Genomic DNA, 18,142 nt, shown 5'->3' on the forward strand with positions numbered 1-18,142 from the left:
TGGGGCCCCTAGCGTTCGCCGCCCGGCACCCACAGGACGTCGCCCTGCTCGCGGTTGGCGTGCCGGGCGAGGATGAAGAGCAGGTCGCTGAGGCGGTTGAGGTAGGTCAGGGCGAGCTTGTTCATCGACTCGCCGTGGACCTCGTACGCAGCCCAGGCCGCCCGCTCCGCGCGGCGCACGACGGTGCGGGCCACGTGCAGGTGGGCCGCGGCCACGGTGCCGCCGGAGAGAATGAACGAGCGGAGCTTCTCCAGCGGCTCGTTGTAGTCGTCGCACCAGGCCTCGAGCCGGTCGATGTAGGCCTGCTCGACGCGGAGCGGCGGATACTCGGGGTCGGCGACGACGGGGGTGGAGAGGTCGGCACCGACGTCGAAGAGGTCGTTCTGGACGGTCGTGAGCACCTTCACGACGTCCTCGTCGATACCGCCGTGAGCCAGTGCGACACCGATCGCCGCCCCGGCCTCGTCGGTCGTCGCGTACGCCTCCAGCCGCAGATCGGTCTTGGCGGTCAGGCTCATGTCGCCGAGCCGGGTCTCACCGGCGTCGCCGGTTCGGGTGTAGATGCGCGTCAGGTTGACCATGCGCTGAGCCTATGCGGACGGCCCACGTTCGGCGAAGATGGTCAAATGACAGAAAATAGTGACGGAAGTGACTAATGAGGCTGGTGAGGTGCAACCAATCGGATTCGCCACGCGTCATAGTGGGCGAGAGGGAGCGTCTTGTGATGCGTAGGGCTTCTGTGTAGGGCAATCCACTTCCCGGGGGATGGAGGCAGGGCATGGAGATCTTGATCGACGGGCCGACGCTGGTGCTGAGCGGAGATTTCGACGTACGCAGCACCTGGATGGCACGCAGCGTGATCTACGACCATCTCGACTCGGTGGAGGGTGACGTCGTGCTCGACGTCTCCGGCGTGAACAGTGCCGATGTGACGGCGCTGAAGCTGCTCGCCGTCGCGACCCGGCAGGCCCATGCCGAGGGCCGCCGCCTCACCCTGCAGGGCTGCACTCCGGCGGTGCGCCGGATGCTCCACCTCTCCCGGCTCTATCGTGTTCTCGAGGTGGAGAACTCGCCGCTCATCGCGTAGCGGGTGGTGGGTAAAGGAGTGGCCCGGTGAGTGACATCTTCCACACCGGGACCGGTTACTGATCGGTAACCGAGGGGCTAGCATGCCTCTTATGACGGACACCACGCCTTCCGAGCAGAGCCGCCCGGCGAAGGATCGCTCCTGGCTGATGCGGACGTACGCCGGCCACTCGACCGCCGAGGCGTCCAACGAGCTCTACCGCACCAACCTGGCCAAGGGCCAGACCGGTCTCTCGGTCGCCTTCGACCTGCCCACGCAGACCGGCTACGACCCCGACAGCGTCCTTGCTCGCGGCGAGGTCGGCAAGGTGGGCGTCCCGATCATGCACATGGGGGAGATGCGCAAGCTCTTCGACCAGATCCCGCTCACCGAGATGAACACCTCGATGACGATCAACGCGACCGCCATGTGGCTGCTCGCGATGTATCAGGTCGCCGCCGAGGAGCAGAACCCCGGCGTGGACCCGGTCCAGGTGGCCGCCAAGCTGGCCGGCACGACCCAGAACGACATCATCAAGGAGTATCTCTCCCGGGGGACGTACGTCTTCCCGCCGGAGCACTCCCTGCGGCTGATCAGCGACATGATCGCCTACACGGTCCACCAGATCCCGAAGTGGAACCCGATCAACATCTGCAGCTACCACCTGCAGGAGGCCGGGGCGACGCCGGTGCAGGAGATCGCGTACGCGATGTGCACCGCCATCTCGGTACTCGACCAGGTCAAGGCCTCCGGTCAGGTCTCCGAGGAGGACTTCGGCAAGGTCGTCGGCCGGATCTCGTTCTTCGTCAACGCGGGCGTCCGGTTCGTCGAGGAGATGTGCAAGATGCGCGCCTTCGTCGAGCTGTGGGACGAGATCACCCGTGAGCGCTACGGGGTCGAGGACCCGAAGATGCGCCGGTTCCGTTACGGCGTGCAGGTCAACTCCCTCGGCCTCACCGAGGCGCAGCCGGAGAACAACGTCCAGCGGATCGTGCTGGAGATGCTCGCCGTGACGCTGTCCAAGAACGCTCGGGCACGAGCGGTGCAGCTGCCCGCCTGGAACGAGGCTCTCGGCCTGCCGCGTCCGTGGGACCAGCAGTGGTCGCTGCGCCTGCAGCAGGTGCTGGCCTACGAGTCCGACCTGCTGGAGTACGGCGACCTCTTCGACGGCTCGCCGGTCGTCGAGGCCAAAGTGGCCGAGCTCGTCGCGGGCGCCAAGGAGGAGATCGACCGGGTCCAGGCCATGGGCGGAGCGATCGCCGCGGTCGACACCGGCTACATGAAGTCCGAGCTGGTCTCCTCGCACGCGCGCCGTCGCGCCGCCATCGAGTCCGGCGAGGAGATCATCGTCGGCGTCAACAAGTTCACGACGACCGAGCCCTCGCCGCTGACCGCGGACCTGGACGCCGCGATCATGGTCGCCGACCCGCGCGCCGAGGAGGCCGCCAAGGCCTCCCTGGAGGCGTGGAAGGCCGAGCGTGACGAGACGGCCGTCGCCGAGGCGCTGGCCGCGCTGGCCGCCGCCGCGAAGACCGACGCCAACCTGATGGCGGCGACGCTGGAAGCCGCCCGTGCGGGCGCGACCACGGGAGAGTGGGCCGGCACCCTGCGTGAGGTCTTCGGCGAGTTCCGGGCGCCCACCGGCGTCTCCGGCGCCGTCGGTGCCGCGGAGGCCGGTGCCGAGCTGTCGGCCGTACGCGACCGGGTCAAGGCCACCGGCGAGGAGCTCGGCGTCAAGCTGCGCATGCTCGTCGGCAAGCCGGGTCTGGACGGTCACTCCAACGGCGCCGAGCAGGTCGCCGTCCGGGCCCGTGACGCCGGCTTCGAGGTCATCTACCAGGGCATCCGGCTCACCCCGGAGCAGATCGTCGCCGCGGCGGTCGCCGAGGACGTACACGTCGTCGGGCTCTCCATCCTCTCCGGCTCGCACATGTCGCTCGTGCCGTCGGTGGTCGAGGGGCTGCGTGATGCGGGTCTGGGTGACGTACCCGTCATCGTGGGCGGCATCGTGCCCGAGTCCGACGCCAAGACGCTGATCGAGTCGGGGGTCGCGGCGGTCTACACGCCCAAGGACTTCAGCCTCACCGAGATCATGGCCGACATCGTCGAGGTCATCCGCAAGGCCAACGACCTCTCCTGAGCCGAGGCTCGACACGGCTCCCTGAAAAAACTTCGGGAGTCGTGTCGATCCGGGTGCGTGGCCGTTCGTGACATGGGCAGAGGGAGGCGGACGGCGCCTTCCGCCACTCACGGGAGACCAGAGATGTCCACGATCACCACCGCCCAGCAGACCACCCGCTCGACCCGCGCCGCCGCCCGCAGGCCCGTTTGGCTCCATGGCCTCGGTGCCACGGTCGTCGCCAGCGCGGTCGTCACCGTCCTCGCCGCTGCCGCCTCGGCGGCCGGGGTGAGCTTCGAGACCGCCAGCGGCACGATCCCGCTCGCCGGCTACGCCCAGCTGACCGCCCTCTTCTCGCTCATCGGGGTCGCGATGGCCGCGGTGATGGCCCGCGTGGCCCGGCGTCCGCGACGTACGTTCGTGGTCACCACCGTCGTGCTGACCATCGCCTCGCTCGTCCCTGACGTCACCTTCGGCTTCGATGCCGCCAGCGCGGTCGTCCTGATGGCGTTGCACGTGGTCGCTGCTGTCATCGTCATCCCGGTCCTGGCCCGGCGGCTGGCCGCGGAGCGGTAACGTGCGGCGCATGCGGGTAACGGTGGTCGGAGCCGGAGTCATCGGGCTCACGTGCGCGGTACGGCTGCTGGAGGCCGGCCACGAGGTCGGCGTGATCGGCCGGGAGCGGACGAGCGGGACCACCTCGGCGGTGGCCGGCGGGTTCTGGTTCCCCTACCTCGCCGAGCCGCGCGACCGGGTGACGGCTTGGGCGGCGGAGACCTTTCGCGAGCTCGCCCGGCTGGCCGAGGAGGAGCCGGAGGCCGGCGTACGCATGGTGCACGGCACCCAGCACAACCCCGAGGCCGACCTGTGGTGGGCCGAGCCGCTCACCGACCTGACCGTGACCGAGGACCGCGCGGAGTTCACCGTCCCGATCGCCGAGATGCCGGTCTACCTGCCCTGGCTCGAGCGGCGGGTCACCGAGGCCGGCGGCACCATCACGACCGGGACCGTCGACGACCTGGCGAGTCTGGAGGCAGACGTCGTGGTCAACGCGACCGGCCTCGGCTCGCGGGAGCTGGTCGGCGACGCCAGCCTCTACCCGGTCCAGGGCCAGATCGTCGTCCTCGGTCCGGGTGCCGCCGAGGAGTGGCTGGAGGCCGACGGCGCCGAGCCCTCCTATGTCTTCCCGCGCGGTGGCGACACCGTCGTCGGAGGTACGTCGGTGCCGCACGTCTGGGACCAGAGCCCGGACCCGCGTACGGCCGAGCGGATCCTGGCCGACGCCACCGCGGCCGTGCCGGAGATCGCGAACGCCGAGGTCAGGGCCCATCTGGTCGGCCTTCGCCCGGCCCGGCCCTCGGTCCGGCTGGAGCGCGAGGGGAGGGTCGTGCACTGCTACGGCCACGGCGGTGCCGGGGTGACGCTGAGCTGGGGCTGCGCCACCGAGGTCGTGGAGCTCGTCTCCGGGCAACCGACGCAGCGTTGACGTACGGCGTTCAACAGGAGTTCAGCGGGCGCTCCTAGCCTCCCGCGCATGCCGAAGACCGCTCGCCTTCTCGCCAGTGGCGTCGCCCTGGCCGCCGTCGTCGCCGTCGTCCCGGGTATCGCCCGCGCCGACGCGCCCGCCCACGCGCCCGCCCACTCCTGGACCGACCGGATCGAGTGGACATCGACCTCGCTCGCGGACGGGCTGACGCTGCGTACGGGCGTTCTCGAGGAGGCCGCCAGCGCGCCGTTCTGGACCGTCACCCTCCAGCACCCGGTGACCAGCTCGATCACCGGTGGCCCGGCCAACGCGGGCGTCGGCCCGCGCGCCTGGGCCCAGGAGACCGCTGACCGGCTGCGCTCGGCGGGCTACGAGCCGCGGCTCGACGACGTCCGCTGGCCCGACTACTCCGACACCCCCAGGGGACTGCAGGGCGTACGCGTGCGGACGGGGGCGTACGCGACCCAGGCCGAGGCGGGGTCGGCGGTCACGGCACTCAAGGCGCTCGGCTTCTCGACCGCGGCGGCCGCATGGACCGGCTACGACGTCGACACTCCGGCCGACGCCCAGAAGATCCACGTCGCGGTCATCGACCAGCGGAAGTTCGACGGAGACGTCTACGGCACCCACCACGGAACGATCGCGCAGCGGCAGAAGCTGTCGGACGTCAGTGGCGCGCTGGGTGCGACCGTGGCGGTCAACGGCGGGTTCTTCATCACCTCGGACGCCGACGGCTACCAAGGTGCTCCGGCGGGGATCGCGGTCTACGACGGCCAGCTCGAGGCGATGGACGCCGGTTCGCGCACCGGCATCGTGCTCGGCAACGGGCCCGCGCGGATCACTCGCCTGACGGCGAAGGTCGAGGTACGCAGCGGCGGATCCGTGCGGTCGGTCAACGGGATCAACCGCAAACCCGGCGTGATCCGCAACTGCGGCCGTCCCGGAACCACGCCCACCACAGAGCCTCGCCAGGACGTGACCTGCCGGACCGACTCGGAGCTGGTGCTCTTCACGCCGCGGCTCGGTGCGTCGCTGCCCGCAGGCGAGGGCACCCAGGTCGTGCTCGACGACCACGACGTCGTCGCCGCCGTCGGCACCCGGGGCGGCACAGTGCCCGAGGGTGGCAGCGTGGTCCAGGGCATCGGTGCGGCCGGGGAGTGGCTCGCCGCCCACGCCACCGTCGGGAGCCGGCTGCCGGTGGCCGAGTCGGTCCGCGACGCCACGGGGCGCCGAGTACCGCTGACCCCGCGCACCTCGATCGTGAGCGCCGCCCCCAACCTGGTCACCGACGGGCGCACCGACATCGATGCGGCCGCGGAAGGCGTCATCGATCCCGCCGACCTGTCGTTCAACTACGCCTGGGCCGAGATCCGGCAGCCTCGCACGATGGCGGGCATCGACCGCCGCGGCCGGCTCCTGCTCGTGACCGTCGACGGTCGCCAGCCCGGTGTCTCCGAGGGCCTCACGGTCGCGGAGGAGGCGGTACTGATGAAGAGCCTGGGCGCCGAGGACGCGATGAACCTCGATGGCGGTGGCTCCACCGCCATCGCGACCGGCGGCACTCTCCTCAACCGCACCTCAGACGCGGCCGGAGAGCGGGCCGACGGGGACTTCATCGTGGCGGTTCCGACGAAGTAAGGCTCCCCTAACCCTGCTGTTACCCTTCGAGCGTGGGTAAGAAGAGGAAGCCTCCCAAGACGGAGTGCTGCGTGTCGAAGTCGCGCTGCAAGCGGTGCCCGATCCGCATGCTCAAGGAAGGCACCCTGCCCGAGGGGATGACGGTCAAGAAGCGCCGTCTGGTGACCCTCGACGGCAAGCCGGTCAAGAAGAAGCATCTGGCTGCTTGAGGGTAAAGGCGCCGCCAAGTCGCGCCCGAGGTGGTAGGAATTGCCTTGCAGTCGATTACCTACTCGTGCAAGGACGTTACCGATGCCTCACGCCACCCGCCGCTCTGTCCTGTCCGGTGCTGCTGTCACGGGCGCCGCGGCGCTGAGCGCTGCCGGCTACGCCGCCCCCGCCCATGGTGTGAACGGCGCGGGCAAGCCCGGCGCCGACACCGTCCGGCTGACCGTGCTCGGCACGACCGACCTGCACGGCAACGTCTTCAACTGGGACTACTACAAGAACGCCGAGTTCTCGAACAGCGCCGGCAACGAGATCGGTGTCGCCAAGGTCAAGACGCTGATCGACGCCGTCCGTGAGGAGCGCCGCGGCGAGCCGATCCTCACCATCGACGCCGGTGACACCATCCAGGGCACCCCGCTGGCCTACTACTACGCCCGGATCGACCCGATCACCGAGGGTGCGATCCACCCGATGGCGCGGGCGATGAACCTGGTCGGCTACGACGCCGCCGCGCTCGGCAACCACGAGTTCAACTACGGCATCGACACGATCCGGAAGTTCGAGGAGCAGGTGAACTTCCCGATGCTCGGCGCGAACGCGGTCGACCCGTCGACCAAGCTGCCGGTCTTCCCGCCGTACGTCATCAAGGAGTACCGCGTCGGCCGCGGTCGGCGCCTCAAGGTCGGTGTGCTCGGGCTCACCAACCCCGGCATCGCGATCTGGGACAAGGCCAACGTCGAGGGGAGGATGGAGTTCCCGGGGCTGGTCGAGCAGGCCAAGATCTTCGTACCCGAGCTCAAGAAGGCCGGCTGCGACCTGGTCATCATCAGTGCCCATTCCGGCGCCGACACCTCCAGCTCCTACGGTGACGACCTGCCCCCGGAGAACGCCGCCACCCTCGTCGCCGAGCAGGTGCCGGACGTCGACGCGATCCTCGTCGGCCACGCCCATCGGGAGATCACCGAGCGCTTCGTCATCAATACCGAGACCGGCAAGCAGGTGCTGCTGACCGAGCCGCTCTACTGGGGCATGCGCGTCTCCGTGATGGACCTGGTCGTACGCCGCGAGAAGCGTCACGGGCGGCCCCGCTGGGTCCTGGAGTCGGCGACCTCGCAGACGCTGAACTCCAACACCGTCGACCCCGACCCGGAGGTCTCGGCGGCCGTGCAGGAGCAGCACGACGTCGTGATCGACTACGTCAACTCCGTCGTCGGCACCTCGGCGGTGGAGATGCTGGCCGCGCGGGCGGTCGTCGAGGACGTACCCATCATCGACTTCGTCAACTTCGTCCAGGCTGACGCGGTCAAGGCCGCGCTGACGGGCTCGGACGCGGAGCTGCCGGTCATCTCGATCGCAGCCCCGTTCAGCCGCGCCGCGGCCTTCCCGGCGGGCGAGGTGACCGTACGCGACGTGGCCGGCCTCTACATCTACGACAACACCCTGATGGCGGTGCGCATCACGGGCGCCCAGCTGCGCGACTACCTGGAGTACACGGCTCGCTACTTCAAGCAGGTCAGCGGCACCGGCCCGTTCCCGATCGACGCCGTGACCAACGCGCCGACCGACACCGCGCCCAACGGCACGCCCGACTACAACTTCGACACGATCGCCGGCCTGGACGCGGCCCTGACCTACGACATCGACATCGCAGCCGCGGTGGGCTCGCGGATCACCAGCCTCGCCTATGACGGCGTCGCGGTGACCGACGCGCAGGAGTTCGTGCTCGCGGTGAACAACTACCGCCAGTCCGGTGGCGGCGGCTTCCCGCACGTCACCGACGCCACCGTGGTCTACAACCAGCAGGTCGAGATCCGGCAGCTGCTCATCGACTGGGTCACCGCCCACCAGGTCATCGACCCGGCCGCGTTCGCCTCGGTCGACTGGCGTCTCGTCTCCGGCGGCGAGCCCATCACCGTCAACTCCTGAGTCCCGAGTCGGCTCGTTGTGACCGATTCCGCTGCCGAGTCGGCTCGTCATGACGAGCCGACTCGGCACGAATCTAGGTCAGGATGAGCCGACTCGGCAGGGTCAGCGGGGGTTGATCCAGTTGAGCAGCTGGCTCATCGAGATCAGCAGGTCGTCCAGCCGCCGCTCCACGCTGTCCAGACGCGCGTTGACGCTGTCGATCGCCGCGTCGGTGCGCTCCATCCGGCTCTTGATCGCATGGAACTCCGCCGTGTGCATCTGCTGCATCGTCAGGAGATCGATCATGATCGCCTCGACGTCGCTCACGGACAGGCGGCCCCCAACGCCATGCCCCGAGTAGTTCATGGACATGGCGTGAATCTTGTCACGCAGTTCCTACTCAAAGGTAAGAAAAAGTGTTTCCCCGACGTGAACTTGCCTGACCGTGCACCAACTGTTGGTCAGAAGAGTCTCTCGGTCGGATCGTCGAGGCCGCGCAGCGCGTCGTAGTCGACGATCGCGCAGGTGATACCGCGGTCCTCGGCGAGCACGCGGGCCTGCGGCTTGATCGCCTGAGCGGCGAAGATGCCGCGTACGGGGGCCAGCAGCGGGTCGCGGTTGAGCAGCTCGAGATAGCGGGTCAGCTGCTCGACGCCGTCGATCTCGCCACGTCGCTTGATCTCGACCGCGACCGACTTCCCCTCGGCGTCGCGGCACATCAGGTCGACGGGTCCGATCGCGGTCGGGTACTCGCGGCGTACGAGGGTCAGGCCCTCGCCCAGCGTCGCGGGGTGGTCGGCGAGGAGCTCCTGGAGGTGCTTCTCGACGCCGTCCTTCTGCAGGCCGGGGTCGATGCCGAGATCGTGGGAGGACTCGTGGTGGATCTCCTCGATCAGGATGCGCAGGGTGTCGTCCGTCTTGGAGGTCACCGTCCATTCGACGCGGCCGTCGTCGGACTTGCCCTCCGAGAGGGTGCAGGGCGGCGACATCCAGTTGAGGGGCTTGTAGGAGCCCCCGTCGGAGTGGACCAGCACCGATCCGTCGGCCTTGAGCATCAACACCCTGGTGGCCATCGGAAGGTGGGCGGTGAGCCGCCCCGCGTAGTCGACCTGGCAGGTGGCAACGACGAGTCTCACCGGGAGAACGTATCGCATGACCCCGTGTGACCAGCGTCACGCCACCAGGGGTTACTCACGGGTAATAAATTTGGCAGTCTTCCGTCGCATGACGGTTTCGACCCAGGGGTCCATCCACGACGTGCTCGTGCTGCCTTACCTCAACCACGCCATTCGCATGCTCGAGTCGGGCTACGCCACCGCCACCGACATCGACAACGCCATGCGCTTCGGCTGCGGCTACCCGAAGGGACCGCTGGCCACGGTCGACGAGATCGGCGCCTCCTCCGTACGCGACGCGCTGCTCGCCCGCTTCGAGGAGACCGGCGACAACCTGCACAAGCCCGCCGACCTGCTCACCAAGACCTCCGACGAGGCCGGGTCGTTCACCGGCACGGCCGGGGATGACGTACGCACCCCGGAGCTGCGCCACACGATCGAGAAGATCGGCGTGGTCGGGACCGGCACCATGGCCTCGGGCATCGTCCAGGTCTTCGCCCAGGCCGGGTACGACGTCGTCTTCGTCGGCCGCTCCCAGGAGAAGCTCGACGGGGTCGTCGCCGGCATCACCAAGTCGCTCGACAAGGCCATCGCGAAGGGCCGCTCGGACGAGGAGACCAAGGCCGCCGTGCTCGGCCGCCTCACCGGCAGCACCTCGCGCGAGGACCTCGCCGAGGCCGACCTCATCGTCGAGGGCATCGCCGAGGACCTCGACGTCAAGACCGAGCTCTTCAAGGACCTCGACCGGATCGCCAAGCCAGGCGCCATCCTGGCCACGACCACCAGCTCGATGCCGATCACCGAGCTCGCCAAGGTCACCGCGCGCCCCGGCGACGTCATCGGGATGCACTTCTTCAACCCCGCCCCGGTCATGAAGCTCGTCGAGGTCGTCACCACCGACCTCACCTCGCCCGAGGTCGACGAGACCGTGCGCGCGCTCTCTGCCGCGGTCAAGAAGGTCCCGGTCTCCTGCGGCGACCGCTCCGGCTTCATCGTCAACGCGCTGCTGTTCCCCTACCTCAACGACGCGGTCAAGCTGCACGAGTCCGGCGTCGCCATCGCCGAGATCGACGCCGCGATCAAGGAGACCGCGGGCTTCCCGATGGGCCCCTTCGAACTCCTCGACGTCGTCGGCAACGACGTCTCGCTCGCGATCCAGTCCGAGCTCCGCAACGAGTTCGGCGAGCCCGGCTTCGACCCCGCCGCCCTGCTGGTCCAGAAGGTCCAGGAGGGCAAGCTCGGCCGCAAGACCGGCGAGGGCTTCCACACCTACTGATTCAGTCCAGGCCGAGAAGTCACGTACGTCGGCCGAGACGTCACCTAGGCGAATCGAGTCGGCACTTCGGTGCCGGCTCGATTCGCGCGCGTGACGCCTCGGCCGACGGGAGTGACGCCTCGGGTCAGGGTTTGGGGTAGCCGCGGCGTACGGCTCGTTCCAGGATCCCCAGGGTGGCCCGGATGGACTTCTGGTCGATGACCGGGAAGATCGGCTTCCACTCGGGGAGGGCGGTGGACCAGTCGCAGTAGGAGGTGACGCGGGTGTCGCCGGAGTCGAGCTGCTCGAGCTGGTAGCCGAAGCGGTGGCCGATCGGGGGCTTGATGGTGCCGTCGATGGTCCATTCGATCGCCCGGTCGGGCTCGAACCCGGTGATGATCACGGTGACGTCGTACCGGCCCATCGGGTAGTCGCCGAGGGCCTCGCGGTCCATGTGGACGACGAACCGGTCGTCGACCGCGCCTACCCGCGAGCCCTCCGCGGACTGGAGCATGCCGGAGGCGTCGATGGCGACGTGGCCGTCGGGGTCGATGAGGACGGCGAAGATGTCGGTGGGGGAGGCCGGGATGATCCGCTCGGCGTCGATGCGCTCGGCCTCGATGCGTTCGGCGGCCTGGGTCTGGTCGGTCACAGCACCCGAATCTAGCGGCATCACCGGCGTGGCGGACCTCACCCCATGGCAGGATGCGGGGCATGAGTGAGCGCACGATCGAGACAGTCGGAGTCGTCGGCCTGGGCACCATGGGTGCCGGGATCGCGGAGGTGTTCGCCCGCAACGGGTTCACCGTGGTCGGGGTCGAGCGGGACGAGGAGGGCCTCGAGCGCGGCAAGGCTCACCTGGCGCACTCGACGGGCCGCGCGGTCAAGCGCGGCAAGCTCAGCGAGGACGAGCAGGCAGAGCTGCTCGGTCGGATCTCCTTCGCCACCGACGCGACCGCGCTCAAGGACGTCGACATGGTCGTCGAGGCGGTCGTGGAGTCGCTGGAGCTGAAGAAGTCGATCCTCGCCACCCTCGACGAGATCGTGGCCCCCGAGACGATCCTGGCGACCAACACCTCCTCGCTGTCAGTGACCGAGATCTCGACCGCGTCCAAGCGTCCCGGCCGGGTCGTCGGCGTCCACTTCTTCAACCCCGCTCCGGTGCAGAAGTTCGTCGAGATCGTACGCACCGTGGTGACCGAGCCCGAGGTGCTCGAGGACGCTCGCGAGGTCGTCGGCAAGCTCGGCAAGTCGCCGGTGGTCTGCGGCGACCGGGCCGGCTTCATCGCCAACGCGCTGCTCTTCGGCTACCTGAACCACGCGGTCTCGATGTTCGAGGGCCACTACGCCACCCGCGAGGATATCGACACCGCGATGAGGCTGGGCTGCGGCTACCCGATGGGTCCGCTGGCGCTGCTGGACCTGATCGGGCTGGACACCTCCTACGAGATCCTCGACACGATGTACCGCCAGGGTCGCGACCGGCTGCATGCCCCCGCGCCGATCCTCAAGCAGATGGTCACCGCCGGGATGCTCGGGCGGAAGTCGGGCCGAGGCTTCTACACCTACGAGGCCGCCGACTCACCCGTCGTCGTCCCGGACGCGCTGACCCCGAGCGCCGACGCCACCCACGAGCTGCTCCGCCCCATCTCGAAGGTCGGCGTCGTCGGCACCGGGACGATGGCCTCGGGGATCGTCGAGGTCTTCGCCAAGGGCGGCTACGACGTGACGTACGTGGGGCGTAGCCCTGACAAGGTCGCCAAGGTGGGCGAAAAGATCACCAAGAGCCTCGACAAGGCGATCGGGCGCGGCAAGCTGGAGGAGTCGGCGAAGCCGGAGATCCTCGGCCGGCTGACCGGCACGACCTCGCTGGACGACCTGGCCGACGTCGACATCGTCGTGGAGGCCATCGCCGAGGACCTGGCCATCAAGACCACGCTCTTCGAGAACCTCGACGACATCTGCAAGCCGGGCGCGATCCTGGCGACCACGACCTCGAGCCTGCCGGTCATCGAGCTGGCGAAGGTGACCAAGCGGCCCTCCGACGTCGTCGGGATGCACTTCTTCAACCCGGCGCCGGTGATGAAGCTGGTCGAGGTCGTCTCCACCGTGACCACGAACGAGGAGGTCGCCGAGACCGTCCGCGCCCTCTGCTCGCAGGTCGGCAAGTCGCCGGTCTCCTGCGGCGACCGCGCCGGGTTCATCGTCAACGCGCTGCTGTTCCCGTACCTCAACGACGCGGTCAAGATGCTCGAGGGGCACTACGCGACCGCCGACGACATCGACACCGCGATGAAGCTCGGCTGTGCGCTGCCGATGGGCCCGTTCGAGCTGCTCGACGTGGTCGGCAACGACGTCTCGCTGGCCATCGAGCGGGAGCTCTACCTGGAGTTCCGCGAGCCTGGCTTCGCGCCCGCGCCGCTGCTGGAGCACCTGGTCACCGCGGGCTACCTCGGCCGCAAGACGGGCAAGGGGTTCCGCGACTACAGCTGACGCACTCCTTCGTCGAGGCGGTCCTGAGCCTGTTGAAGGGTATGCAGCTCGAGGCGCACATCCCGTGCGGAGTTCCGCGGGATGTGCGCTTTCGTCTGCATACCTTGATGAAGGAACACCCCCGACCACCCCGGCAGTAGGCTGGGTGACGTGGGACTTCTGATCGCACTTCTCATCGTCGTCGCGGTGATCGGGACCGTGGTAGTGACCAGCAGGCGCTCGCAGGCGCGAGCGCTCGAAAAGCAGCGCGCTGATCTCGAACCGGTCAAGCAGCTCGCCTTCGAGGACGTGACCGCCTTCGGTGAAGAGCTGCAGAAGCTCGACCTGGACATGGCCGGCAAGGAGCTCGACGAGGGCGCCAACGCCGACTACCAGCGCGCGCTGGACGAATACGAGACCGCCAAACGCACCGTCGACAAGATGACCGCGCCCGAGGACGTCAAGCAGATCACCACGATCGTCGAGGACGGCCGCTATGCGATCGCGTGCGTCGAGGCGCGGGTAGCCGGCGAGCCGCTGCCGAAGCGTCGCCCGCCCTGCTTCTTCGACCCCCGCCACGGGCTCTCGACCGAGGACGTGGCCTGGGCGCCGCCGGGCGGCACCACCCGTGACGTACCCGCCTGTGCGCTCGATGCCGAGCGCGTCAAGGTCGGTGCGGAGCCCGACACCCGCAAGGTGATGGTCGGCAACGAGCGCGTCCCCTACTGGCAGGGTGGCCCGGCCTACCGCCCCTACGCCGCCGGCTACTTCGGCAGCTTCGGGCCGATGGACTGGATGTTCGCCGGGCTGATGTTCAGCGCATTCGGCGGCTTCGACGCCTTCGGTGAGATCGGCGAGGGCATGGGCGACGCGATCGGCGGCATCGGCGAGGGGATCGGCGACGCCTTCGGTGGCCTCGGTGAGGGCATCGGCGACATGTTCGACGGCTTCGACTTCTGAGTCTGTACGATCCCTCGGTGACTCTTCATACGCTCGAGCTCGGCGACGCCGGAAGTCGTGTCGTCTTCCTGCACGGACTCTTCGGGCAGGGACGCAACTGGAACACGCTCGGCAAGCAGTTGGCCGACAAGCATCGGGTCACGCTCGTCGACCTGCCTCACCACGGCCGCTCCCCGCAGCCTGACACCTTCGACTACCTCGAGGTGACCGCGGCCGTCGCCGAGCTGCTCTCTGCTGATGACGGAGCCGACGACCCCGCGACCGTGGTCGGCCACTCGATGGGCGGCAAGGTCGCGATGCTGCTCGCTATCACCCGTCCGGAGCTGGTGGCGAAGCTCGTCGTGGCCGACATGTCCCCGGTCGTCTACGAGCGCGTCGGCGGCTTCAAGACGTACGTCGACGCCATGCAGGGTCTCGACCTGGACCGCATCACCCGCCGCGAGGAGGCCGATGCCGGGATGCAGGAGGCGGTCCCGGACCCGACGGTCCGCGGCTTCCTGCTGCAGAACCTGCGCCGCGACGGGGACAGCTGGCGCTGGGCGATGAACCTGGACGTCCTCGGCCGCGACCTCGACCGTATCGGCGCCTGGCCGACCGAGGAGTTGAAGGCGTACGAGCCGTACGACGGCCCCGTGCTGTGGGTGGCCGGCGAGCTGTCGAACTACGTCACCGACGAGTACGCGCCGGCGATGAAGGAGTGGTTCCCGCGCTACCGCAAGGTGACGATCAAGGGCGCCGGACACTGGGTCCACTCCGAGAAGCCGGAGACCTTCCTGGCCGCCCTGCGTCAGTTCGTCGGCGACTGAGACGCTCCGCGTCTACGCTGTGCGGCATGGAGCGCGACAAGCCCGTCATCGTGCTGGTCGGCAACGAGCATGCCGCCGTCATCGAGCAGGAGTTCAAGGCACGGTACGACCGTGACTACCGGATCGAGCCGGTGGTGGGTTTCGCCGCGGGTCTCGACCGGACACGCGCACTGGTGGCCGAGGGCGCGCAGATCGCGATGATCGCCGCCGAGCACGTGCTCGACGAGGGCACCTCGATCGAGTTCCTGCGCGAGGTGCCGGCCGTCGTGGCGACGGCGCGCCGTGTCGCGCTGGTCTCGTGGGAGGACTTCTCCGGCGCTCTCGACGACCTGCGTGCCGCGGCGCTCGAGCGCGAGATGGACACCTACGTCCTCATTCCGCGCGGCCCGCGGGACGAGGAGTTCCACACCGCGCTGATCGAGCTCCTCTCGGAGTGGGGCTGGTCGGTGGGCAGGCCCCTGGTGACCGTGACCGACGTCGTGGCGGAGCCGGGCGACCGCGACGCGGCGGCGGTCCGGGACCTGCTGGAACGCATGGGCTTCCCGCATCGCTCGCTCGAGCCGGGTGACGACGAGGCCCAGGAGCTCGTCGAGGCCGCAGGCCCGGGCGCACGGCTGCCTCTGGTCCGTACCTTCACGGGTCGCGTGGTCTCCGGAGCGACGGCGGCGACGGCCGCCGAGGCCATCTACGGCGGGTTCGACGAGATCCCCGAGGGAGTGATCGCCGACGTCGCCATCGTGGGCGGCGGGCCGGCGGGTCTCGCGGCCGCCGTCTACGCGGCGTCGGAGGGCTTGGCGACGGTCGTCGTGGAGCGCGACGCGATCGGTGGCCAGGCAGGGTCGAGCTCGATGATCCGCAACTACCTCGGATTCCCGCGTGGCATCTCGGGCATGCGCCTGGCCCAGCGGTCCCGCATCCAGGCCAGCCGGTTCGGCGCGCGCTTCTTCACCGGGCGGCCGGCGACCGGGATCGAGCCCGGTCCCGCCCACGAGCCCGAGCACCAGCACGTGCACGTGCGCGGCGCGCAGTTCTGCGCCCGTACGGTCGTGCTCGCGATGGGCGTGACCTATCGGCGGCTCGGGGTGCCCGCCGTGGACGACCTGGTGGGGGCGGGCGTCTACTACGGCGCCGCGACGTCGATGGCGCGCGAGATGCAGGGCCGCGACGTCTACGTGATCGGCGGGGGCAACTCGGCCGGGCAGGCGGCCATCCACCTCGCCAAGTTCGCGAGCACGGTGACGATCCTGGTCCGGCGACACGACCTCGCGGAGACCATGTCGGCCTATCTGGTGCGTGAGATCGACGCGACGTCGAACATCGAGGTGCGGCCCCGCACCGTCGTCGCCGACGGCGGTGGCGAGGGCCGGCTGGAGTGGCTGCGGCTGGAGAACCTGGAGACCGGCGAGGACACCAAGACGTCCGCCGACGGCCTCTTCTGCCTGCTCGGAGCGGAACCCGACTGCTCGTGGCTGGCGGAGGGCGTGGCGCTCGACGAGAACGGGTTCGTCCTGACCGGCCGCGACGTGCCTCGCGACGCGTGGGTCGACGGGAACCCGCCGGCGAGTCTGGAGACGACGGTGCCGGGCGTCTTCGCCGTCGGCGACGTACGCGCCGGGTCCATGAAGCGGGTCGCCTCCGCGAGCGGCGAGGGGGCGTCGGTGCTCCCGCTGGTGCACGCCCACCTGGCGCGGCTGCGTGCCCGGGAGTTCGGCGCCTGAGCCCTGGGGTGGGCTGGGCTATCCGCCCGACAAGAGGTGCCGGAACACCTCGACGATCCGGTCGGCATCCGCCTCGGACGTACGCCAGTTGCTGAACGCCAGCCGCAGGGCGGGCGTGCCGTGGTGGACGGTGGGGGTCAGGAAGGTCACGCCGGTCTCGGCGATGCGCCGGGCGAGGTCCGCGGGGTCGCCGGGGACCTTCAGGCAGACGATGTTGAGGCGAACCGGGGCGAGGAGCTCGACGCCGTCGATCTCCGCCAGCTGCTGCCCGACCCGGCGGGCGAGGGCGATGGTGCGCTCGACGATCTCGCGGTGACCGTCGCGGCCGTAGGCGCACAGGGTGAACCAGGCGGGCAGGGCGCGCAGCCGCCGTGAGCTCTCCGGGGTGAGATGGACGAAGTCGGGGTCCGTGCCGGGGACGCCGATGTAGGCCGAGGCGTTGCCGAAGACGCGAGCCTGCAGCTCCTGGTGGCGGGAGAGCTGGAGGCCTGAGTCGTAGGGGACGTTGAGCCACTTGTGCAGGTCGACGCAGACCGAGTCGGCGCGGCCGAGACCTGCCACGAGGTGGGCGTGCGACGGCGAGAGGGCTGCGAAGGCTCCGAAGGCGCCGTCGACGTGGAGCCAGAACGGGAACTCCTCGCGAAGGTCGGCGATGGCCTCGAGGTCGTCGAAGTCGCCGGTGTTCACGGTGCCGGCGTTGGCCACCACGATCACGGGCCGGCCGTCCTGCTCGCGCAGGGCGGCCCGCAACGCGTCGACGTCGACCGCGTCCCGGCCGGGGAGGAGGGCGACAGGACGGAGGCTGTCGCGGCCCAGCCCGAGCACGGACAGCGCCTTGGAGACGGTGGAGTGGGCGGCGCCCGACAGCACGACGACCGGGCCGAGCGCCGCGACGCCCTCGGTCGAGACCGACACCCCGAGCTGGTCGCCGAGCCACTCACGGGCCAGCGCCAGACCGGTGAGGTTGGACATCGTCGCACCGGTGACGAAGGCGCCGGTGAAGTCGTCGGGAAGGTGCAGGAGATCGCGGATCCACCGCACCGTCTCGCGTTCCAGGTCGCTGGCGGCGGAGTCCTGGACGGTGATGGTGTTCTGGTCGAAGACCGAGGTCAGCCAGTCGCCTGCGACCGCCGCCGGGGTGGCCCCGCCGGTGACGAAGCCCAGATAGCGAGGCCCGGCGCTCGCCGAGAATCCCGGTGCCCAGCGGTTCCCGAAGTGGCGGAGGGTGGCCGCGCCACCTGCGCCTCGGGCGGGCAGCCGCTCGGCGCGCGGCGGCCGGAACGGAGAGGTCACCGGCCGGTCGTCGAGCCCGGTGACGATGTCGTGTGCGTAGTCCTGGACCGCGTCGAGGAGGTCGGGCATCCCGGCGAGGTCCGCGTAGAGCCGTGGGTCCAT

17 protein-coding genes are annotated in these 18,142 nt (G+C 69.5%); 12 read left to right on the forward strand and 5 right to left on the reverse strand.

The annotated features are described in order from the left end of the window. Positions 1-8: 8 nt before the first annotated feature. Complete coding sequence (locus tag ACIRON_RS08620; protein ID WP_402991600.1) at positions 9-581, reverse strand: cob(I)yrinic acid a,c-diamide adenosyltransferase; 573 nt, start codon at positions 579-581, stop codon at positions 9-11. A gap of 197 nt (positions 582-778) precedes the next feature. On the opposite strand from ACIRON_RS08620, the gene ACIRON_RS08625 reads away from it, so the two are divergent. From ACIRON_RS08625 to ACIRON_RS08655, 7 genes are all read left to right on the forward strand, one after another. Next, positions 779-1,087, forward strand: a complete 309-nt coding sequence (locus ACIRON_RS08625; protein WP_091047808.1) for an STAS domain-containing protein — start codon at positions 779-781, stop codon at positions 1,085-1,087. Positions 1,088-1,178: 91 nt separating this feature from the next. After that, positions 1,179-3,206: a protein meaA gene (locus tag ACIRON_RS08630; RefSeq protein ID WP_402991603.1), complete on the forward strand. Its 2,028-nt coding sequence runs from the start codon at positions 1,179-1,181 to the stop codon at positions 3,204-3,206. A gap of 123 nt (positions 3,207-3,329) precedes the next feature. Beyond that, positions 3,330-3,761, forward strand: a complete 432-nt coding sequence (locus ACIRON_RS08635; RefSeq protein WP_402991606.1) for a DUF6069 family protein — start codon at positions 3,330-3,332, stop codon at positions 3,759-3,761. Between the two features lie 10 nt (positions 3,762-3,771). After that, entirely contained in the window at positions 3,772-4,671 is a 900-nt protein-coding gene (locus tag ACIRON_RS08640) for an NAD(P)/FAD-dependent oxidoreductase (RefSeq protein WP_402991609.1), read from the forward strand. A 48-nt stretch (positions 4,672-4,719) separates the two neighbouring features. Further along, entirely contained in the window at positions 4,720-6,309 is a 1,590-nt protein-coding gene (locus tag ACIRON_RS08645; RefSeq protein ID WP_402991612.1) for a phosphodiester glycosidase family protein, read from the forward strand. Between the two features lie 32 nt (positions 6,310-6,341). After that, positions 6,342-6,518: a hypothetical protein gene (locus ACIRON_RS08650; RefSeq protein WP_008362162.1), complete on the forward strand. Its 177-nt coding sequence runs from the start codon at positions 6,342-6,344 to the stop codon at positions 6,516-6,518. A gap of 82 nt (positions 6,519-6,600) precedes the next feature. Next, positions 6,601-8,442 carry a bifunctional metallophosphatase/5'-nucleotidase gene (locus ACIRON_RS08655; RefSeq protein ID WP_402991615.1) on the forward strand — a complete coding sequence of 614 codons (1,842 nt, stop codon included), beginning with the start codon at positions 6,601-6,603 and terminating at the stop codon, positions 8,440-8,442. A gap of 102 nt (positions 8,443-8,544) precedes the next feature. Here the strand turns inward: ACIRON_RS08655 and ACIRON_RS08660 are convergent, their stop codons facing one another. Together ACIRON_RS08660 and nucS are read right to left on the reverse strand one after the other, a co-directional pair. After that, a complete protein-coding gene (locus ACIRON_RS08660) occupies positions 8,545-8,748 on the reverse strand; it encodes a hypothetical protein (protein WP_091047822.1) in 204 nt (67 codons plus the stop codon). Between the two features lie 134 nt (positions 8,749-8,882). Then, positions 8,883-9,557 (reverse strand): endonuclease NucS, encoded by a 675-nt coding sequence (gene nucS, locus ACIRON_RS08665; RefSeq protein ID WP_176883977.1) that lies wholly within the window; start codon positions 9,555-9,557, stop codon positions 8,883-8,885. A gap of 88 nt (positions 9,558-9,645) precedes the next feature. Between nucS and ACIRON_RS08670 the strand changes: the two genes are divergently transcribed. After that, complete coding sequence (locus ACIRON_RS08670; protein WP_402991620.1) at positions 9,646-10,812, forward strand: 3-hydroxyacyl-CoA dehydrogenase NAD-binding domain-containing protein; 1,167 nt, start codon at positions 9,646-9,648, stop codon at positions 10,810-10,812. A gap of 124 nt (positions 10,813-10,936) precedes the next feature. Here the strand turns inward: ACIRON_RS08670 and ACIRON_RS08675 are convergent, their stop codons facing one another. Continuing rightward, on the reverse strand, positions 10,937-11,443 hold the full coding sequence (locus ACIRON_RS08675) for a polyketide cyclase (protein ID WP_402991623.1): 507 nt from the start codon (positions 11,441-11,443) through the stop codon (positions 10,937-10,939). A 62-nt stretch (positions 11,444-11,505) separates the two neighbouring features. Between ACIRON_RS08675 and ACIRON_RS08680 the strand changes: the two genes are divergently transcribed. From ACIRON_RS08680 to ACIRON_RS08695, 4 genes are all read left to right on the forward strand, one after another. Then, positions 11,506-13,284, forward strand: a complete 1,779-nt coding sequence (locus tag ACIRON_RS08680; protein WP_402991626.1) for a 3-hydroxyacyl-CoA dehydrogenase family protein — start codon at positions 11,506-11,508, stop codon at positions 13,282-13,284. Positions 13,285-13,434: 150 nt separating this feature from the next. Next, positions 13,435-14,223: a hypothetical protein gene (locus ACIRON_RS08685; RefSeq protein WP_402991629.1), complete on the forward strand. Its 789-nt coding sequence runs from the start codon at positions 13,435-13,437 to the stop codon at positions 14,221-14,223. A 17-nt stretch (positions 14,224-14,240) separates the two neighbouring features. Next, the gene (locus ACIRON_RS08690) at positions 14,241-15,029 is read left to right on the forward strand and encodes an alpha/beta fold hydrolase (RefSeq protein WP_402991632.1); all 789 of its coding nucleotides are present in this window, start codon (positions 14,241-14,243) and stop codon (positions 15,027-15,029) included. 26 nt (positions 15,030-15,055) lie between these two features. Next, positions 15,056-16,747: an FAD-dependent oxidoreductase gene (locus ACIRON_RS08695; protein ID WP_402991635.1), complete on the forward strand. Its 1,692-nt coding sequence runs from the start codon at positions 15,056-15,058 to the stop codon at positions 16,745-16,747. 18 nt (positions 16,748-16,765) lie between these two features. On the opposite strand, the gene ACIRON_RS08700 is transcribed toward ACIRON_RS08695, so the two are convergent. Then, complete coding sequence (locus ACIRON_RS08700) at positions 16,766-18,142, reverse strand: pyridoxal phosphate-dependent decarboxylase family protein (protein ID WP_402991638.1); 1,377 nt, start codon at positions 18,140-18,142, stop codon at positions 16,766-16,768.

It is taken from the genome of Nocardioides sp. NPDC101246 (assembly GCF_044767415.1).
Taxonomy (GTDB): Bacteria; Actinomycetota; Actinomycetes; order Propionibacteriales; family Nocardioidaceae; genus Nocardioides.

Bases quoted from the DNA above. Each gene is read 5' to 3' on its own strand.
- ACIRON_RS08700 (WP_402991638.1), bottom strand. From the start codon at position 18,142: ATGGACCCACGGCTCTACGCGGACCTCGCCGGGATGCCCGACCTCCTC.
- ACIRON_RS08695 (WP_402991635.1), top strand. From the start codon at position 15,056: ATGGAGCGCGACAAGCCCGTCATCGTGCTGGTCGGCAACGAGCATGCC.
- ACIRON_RS08645 (WP_402991612.1), top strand. From the start codon at position 4,720: ATGCCGAAGACCGCTCGCCTTCTCGCCAGTGGCGTCGCCCTGGCCGCC.
- ACIRON_RS08635 (WP_402991606.1), top strand. From the start codon at position 3,330: ATGTCCACGATCACCACCGCCCAGCAGACCACCCGCTCGACCCGCGCC.
- ACIRON_RS08680 (WP_402991626.1), top strand. From the start codon at position 11,506: ATGAGTGAGCGCACGATCGAGACAGTCGGAGTCGTCGGCCTGGGCACC.
- ACIRON_RS08625 (WP_091047808.1), top strand. From the start codon at position 779: ATGGAGATCTTGATCGACGGGCCGACGCTGGTGCTGAGCGGAGATTTC.
- ACIRON_RS08670 (WP_402991620.1), top strand. From the start codon at position 9,646: ATGACGGTTTCGACCCAGGGGTCCATCCACGACGTGCTCGTGCTGCCT.
- ACIRON_RS08630 (WP_402991603.1), top strand. From the start codon at position 1,179: ATGACGGACACCACGCCTTCCGAGCAGAGCCGCCCGGCGAAGGATCGC.
- ACIRON_RS08640 (WP_402991609.1), top strand. From the start codon at position 3,772: ATGCGGGTAACGGTGGTCGGAGCCGGAGTCATCGGGCTCACGTGCGCG.
- ACIRON_RS08655 (WP_402991615.1), top strand. From the start codon at position 6,601: ATGCCTCACGCCACCCGCCGCTCTGTCCTGTCCGGTGCTGCTGTCACG.
- ACIRON_RS08620 (WP_402991600.1), bottom strand. From the start codon at position 581: ATGGTCAACCTGACGCGCATCTACACCCGAACCGGCGACGCCGGTGAG.